This is a genomic window from Paraburkholderia sp. GV068 (assembly GCF_003058125.1).
GTDB lineage: Bacteria > Pseudomonadota > Gammaproteobacteria > Burkholderiales > Burkholderiaceae > Paraburkholderia > Paraburkholderia graminis.
On sequence record NZ_QBUB01000037.1, the window covers coordinates 1 to 5125 of the forward strand.

Genomic DNA, 5125 nt, shown 5'->3' on the forward strand with positions numbered 1-5125 from the left:
ACACTTCGTCAGTACGTTGAGTGAGCGACCGGGTTCGAAAGAGCCCGAAAACAGTAACAGGTTTGAACTGAAGAGTTTGATCCTGGCTCAGATTGAACGCTGGCGGCATGCCTTACACATGCAAGTCGAACGGCAGCACGGGAGCAATCCTGGTGGCGAGTGGCGAACGGGTGAGTAATACATCGGAACGTGTCCTGTAGTGGGGGATAGCCCGGCGAAAGCCGGATTAATACCGCATACGCTCTGCGGAGGAAAGCGGGGGATCCTTCGGGACCTCGCGCTACAGGGGCGGCCGATGGCAGATTAGCTAGTTGGTGGGGTAAAGGCCTACCAAGGCGACGATCTGTAGCTGGTCTGAGAGGACGACCAGCCACACTGGGACTGAGACACGGCCCAGACTCCTACGGGAGGCAGCAGTGGGGAATTTTGGACAATGGGCGCAAGCCTGATCCAGCAATGCCGCGTGTGTGAAGAAGGCCTTCGGGTTGTAAAGCACTTTTGTCCGGAAAGAAAACCGCCTGGCTAATATCCGGGCGGGATGACGGTACCGGAAGAATAAGCACCGGCTAACTACGTGCCAGCAGCCGCGGTAATACGTAGGGTGCAAGCGTTAATCGGAATTACTGGGCGTAAAGCGTGCGCAGGCGGTTCGCTAAGACAGATGTGAAATCCCCGGGCTTAACCTGGGAACTGCATTTGTGACTGGCGGGCTAGAGTATGGCAGAGGGGGGTAGAATTCCACGTGTAGCAGTGAAATGCGTAGAGATGTGGAGGAATACCGATGGCGAAGGCAGCCCCCTGGGCCAATACTGACGCTCATGCACGAAAGCGTGGGGAGCAAACAGGATTAGATACCCTGGTAGTCCACGCCCTAAACGATGTCAACTGGTTGTCGGGCCTTCATTGGCTTGGTAACGTAGCTAACGCGTGAAGTTGACCGCCTGGGGAGTACGGTCGCAAGATTAAAACTCAAAGGAATTGACGGGGACCCGCACAAGCGGTGGATGATGTGGATTAATTCGATGCAACGCGAAAAACCTTACCTACCCTTGACATGTACGGAAGTCCGCTGAGAGGTGGATGTGCCCGAAAGGGAGCCGTAACACAGGTGCTGCATGGCTGTCGTCAGCTCGTGTCGTGAGATGTTGGGTTAAGTCCCGCAACGAGCGCAACCCTTGTCCCTAGTTGCTACGCAAGAGCACTCCAGGGAGACTGCCGGTGACAAACCGGAGGAAGGTGGGGATGACGTCAAGTCCTCATGGCCCTTATGGGTAGGGCTTCACACGTCATACAATGGTCGGAACAGAGGGTCGCCAAGCCGCGAGGTGGAGCCAATCCCAGAAAACCGATCGTAGTCCGGATCGCACTCTGCAACTCGAGTGCGTGAAGCTGGAATCGCTAGTAATCGCGGATCAGCATGCCGCGGTGAATACGTTCCCGGGTCTTGTACACACCGCCCGTCACACCATGGGAGTGGGTTTTACCAGAAGTGGCTAGTCTAACCGCAAGGAGGACGGTCACCACGGTAGGATTCATGACTGGGGTGAAGTCGTAACAAGGTAGCCGTATCGGAAGGTGCGGCTGGATCACCTCCTTTCCAGAGCTGAACGTGTCAAACGTTGAGCGCTCACGCTTATCGGCTGTAGTAAAGAAACGCAGACAGACTCAGGGGTCTGTAGCTCAGTCGGTTAGAGCACCGTCTTGATAAGGCGGGGGTCGATGGTTCGAATCCATCCAGACCCACCACTGTCATGTCTGGTGAGCTGGTCGGCTGTGACTCCTGTGATCTCTGTATGACCGGGGGGATTAGCTCAGCTGGGAGAGCACCTGCTTTGCAAGCAGGGGGTCGTCGGTTCGATCCCGTCATCCTCCACCAATCCTCAATGCGTAGCGTTCTGTGAAACAGGCAGAGCGTTGTGCATTGGCGATTGAGCCAGTCAGCAAGTGGTATGAAGCAGAGCTTTGTATCGGCTGTCGTTCTTTAACAATCAGGAAGAAGTAGTAAAGAGATTCACGAAAGCATGCTTAGAGATGGGTGTGCGAGTAGGTGAATCAGGGTTGTGATTGTATCGATGTATTTTAAAGGTAATCGAAAGATTGCTCTTGGAATACGGCGCAACACGAATACTCAACCTGTAGCGAGTGATCGGATCGCTGGTCCCCTTCGGGGATCGGGCCAGAGTAAGTGCTAAAGCACTAACACTGGCCGAGAAGACACACCCGTTATAGGGTCAAGCGAACAAGTGCATGTGGTGGATGCCTTGGCGATCACAGGCGATGAAGGACGCGGTAGCCTGCGAAAAGCTACGGGGAGCTGGCAAACGAGCTTTGATCCGTAGATGTCCGAATGGGGAAACCCACCTCTTTTGAGGTATCCGTGGCTGAATACATAGGCCATGCGAAGCGAACGCGGTGAACTGAAACATCTAAGTAACCGCAGGAAAAGAAATCAACCGAGATTCCCAGAGTAGTGGCGAGCGAAATGGGACCAGCCTGTACTCTTTATCTTCATTGTTAGTCGAAGGCTCTGGAAAGTGCCGCCATAGCAGGTGATAGCCCTGTAGACGAAAACAGCGAGGAAGAACTAGGTGTACGACAAGTAGGGCGGGACACGTGAAATCCTGTCTGAAGATGGGGGGACCATCCTCCAAGGCTAAATACTCGTGATCGACCGATAGTGAACCAGTACCGTGAGGGAAAGGCGAAAAGAACCCCGGGAGGGGAGTGAAACAGATCCTGAAACCGCATGCATACAAACAGTCGGAGCCTTCGCAAGAGGGTGACGGCGTACCTTTTGTATAATGGGTCAGCGACTTACATTCAGTGGCAAGCTTAACCGATTAGGGCAGGCGTAGCGAAAGCGAGTCCGAACAGGGCGTTCAGTCGCTGGGTGTAGACCCGAAACCAGGTGATCTATCCATGGCCAGGATGAAGGTGCGGTAACACGTACTGGAGGTCCGAACCCACTAACGTTGAAAAGTTAGGGGATGAGCTGTGGATAGGGGTGAAAGGCTAAACAAACCTGGAAATAGCTGGTTCTCTCCGAAAACTATTTAGGTAGTGCCTCGTGTATCACCTTCGGGGGTAGAGCACTGTCATGGTTGTGGGGTCCATTGCGGATTACTACGCCATAGCAAACTCCGAATACCGAAGAGTGCAATCACGGGAGACAGACATCGGGTGCTAACGTCCGGTGTCAAGAGGGAAACAACCCAGACCGCCAGCTAAGGTCCCCAAATATGGCTAAGTGGGAAACGAAGTGGGAAGGCTAAAACAGTCAGGAGGTTGGCTTAGAAGCAGCCATCCTTTAAAGAAAGCGTAATAGCTCACTGATCGAGTCGTCCTGCGCGGAAGATGTAACGGGGCTAAGCCATATACCGAAGCTGCGGATGCACATTTATGTGCATGGTAGGAGAGCGTTCCGTAAGCCTGCGAAGGTGCACTGGAAAGTGTGCTGGAGGTATCGGAAGTGCGAATGCTGACATGAGTAGCGATAAAGGGGGTGAAAGGCCCCCTCGCCGTAAGCCCAAGGTTTCCTACGCAACGTTCATCGGCGTAGGGTGAGTCGGCCCCTAAGGCGAGGCAGAAATGCGTAGCTGATGGGAAGCAGGTTAATATTCCTGCACCAGTGTTGAATGCGATGGGGGGACGGATCGCGGAAGGTTGTCCGGGTGTTGGAAGTCCCGGTCCTTGCATTGGAGAAGGCGCTTTGGCAAATCCGGGCGCGGAATTCAAGGGTGCGAGGCCAGTCGTTTAGGCGACGAAGCAATCGGAAGTGGTTCCAGGAAAAGCCTCTAAGCTTCAGTTCAACAGTGACCGTACCGCAAACCGACACAGGTGGGCGAGATGAGTATTCTAAGGCGCTTGAGAGAACTCGGGAGAAGGAACTCGGCAAATTGGTACCGTAACTTCGGGATAAGGTACGCCCCTGTAGCCTGACTGGCCTGCGCCAGAAGGGTGAAGGGGTTGCAATAAACTGGTGGCTGCGACTGTTTAATAAAAACACAGCACTCTGCAAACACGAAAGTGGACGTATAGGGTGTGACGCCTGCCCGGTGCCGGAAGATTAAATGATGGGGTGCAAGCTCCTGATTGAAGTCCCGGTAAACGGCGGCCGTAACTATAACGGTCCTAAGGTAGCGAAATTCCTTGTCGGGTAAGTTCCGACCTGCACGAATGGCGTAACGATGGCCACACTGTCTCCTCCCGAGACTCAGCGAAGTTGAAGTGTTTGTGATGATGCAATCTCCCCGCGGCTAGACGGAAAGACCCCATGAACCTTTACTGTAGCTTTGCATTGGACTTTGAACCGGTCTGTGTAGGATAGGTGGGAGGCTGTGAAGCGTGAACGCCAGTTTGCGTGGAGCCATCCTTGAAATACCACCCTGATCTGTTTGAGGTTCTAACCCTGGTCCGTGAATCCGGATCGGGGACAGTGCATGGTAGGCAGTTTGACTGGGGCGGTCTCCTCCCAAAGTGTAACGGAGGAGTACGAAGGTACGCTAGGTACGGTCGGAAATCGTGCTGATAGTGCAATGGCATAAGCGTGCTTAACTGCGAGACCGACAAGTCGAGCAGGTGCGAAAGCAGGTCATAGTGATCCGGTGGTTCTGTATGGAAGGGCCATCGCTCAACGGATAAAAGGTACTCTGGGGATAACAGGCTGATACCGCCCAAGAGTTCATATCGACGGCGGTGTTTGGCACCTCGATGTCGGCTCATCTCATCCTGGGGCTGTAGCCGGTCCCAAGGGTATGGCTGTTCGCCATTTAAAGAGGTACGTGAGCTGGGTTTAAAACGTCGTGAGACAGTTTGGTCCCTATCTGCCGTGGGCGCTGGATATTTGAAGGGGGCTGCTCCTAGTACGAGAGGACCGGAGTGGACGAACCTCTGGTGTACCGGTTGTCACGCCAGTGGCATCGCCGGGTAGCTATGTTCGGAAGAGATAACCGCTGAAAGCATCTAAGCGGGAAACTCGCCTTAAGATGAGATATCCCCGGGGCTTCGAGCCCCTTGAAGGGTCGTTCAAGACCAGGACGTTGATAGGTCAGGTGTGTAAGCGCAGTAATGCGTTCAGCTAACTGATACTAATTGCCCGTAAGGCTTGATCCTATAACAGGTGTGT

2 tRNA genes and 2 rRNA genes are annotated in these 5125 nt (G+C 53.9%); all 4 read left to right on the top strand.

What is annotated here, in order from left to right:
* Nucleotides 1-64 precede the first annotated feature (64 nt).
* Nucleotides 65-1597 (top strand): 16S ribosomal RNA (locus C8K18_RS32905).
* A gap of 72 nt (nucleotides 1598-1669) precedes the next feature.
* Nucleotides 1670-1746: transfer RNA gene (locus tag C8K18_RS32910), tRNA-Ile, on the top strand.
* 54 nt (nucleotides 1747-1800) lie between these two features.
* Nucleotides 1801-1876, top strand: a tRNA-Ala gene (locus C8K18_RS32915).
* A gap of 353 nt (nucleotides 1877-2229) precedes the next feature.
* A 23S ribosomal RNA gene (locus C8K18_RS32920) occupies nucleotides 2230-5112 on the top strand.
* Together the 16S and 23S rRNA genes with 2 tRNA genes alongside form the textbook arrangement of a ribosomal RNA operon.
* The last annotated feature ends 13 nt before the right edge of the window (nucleotides 5113-5125 follow it).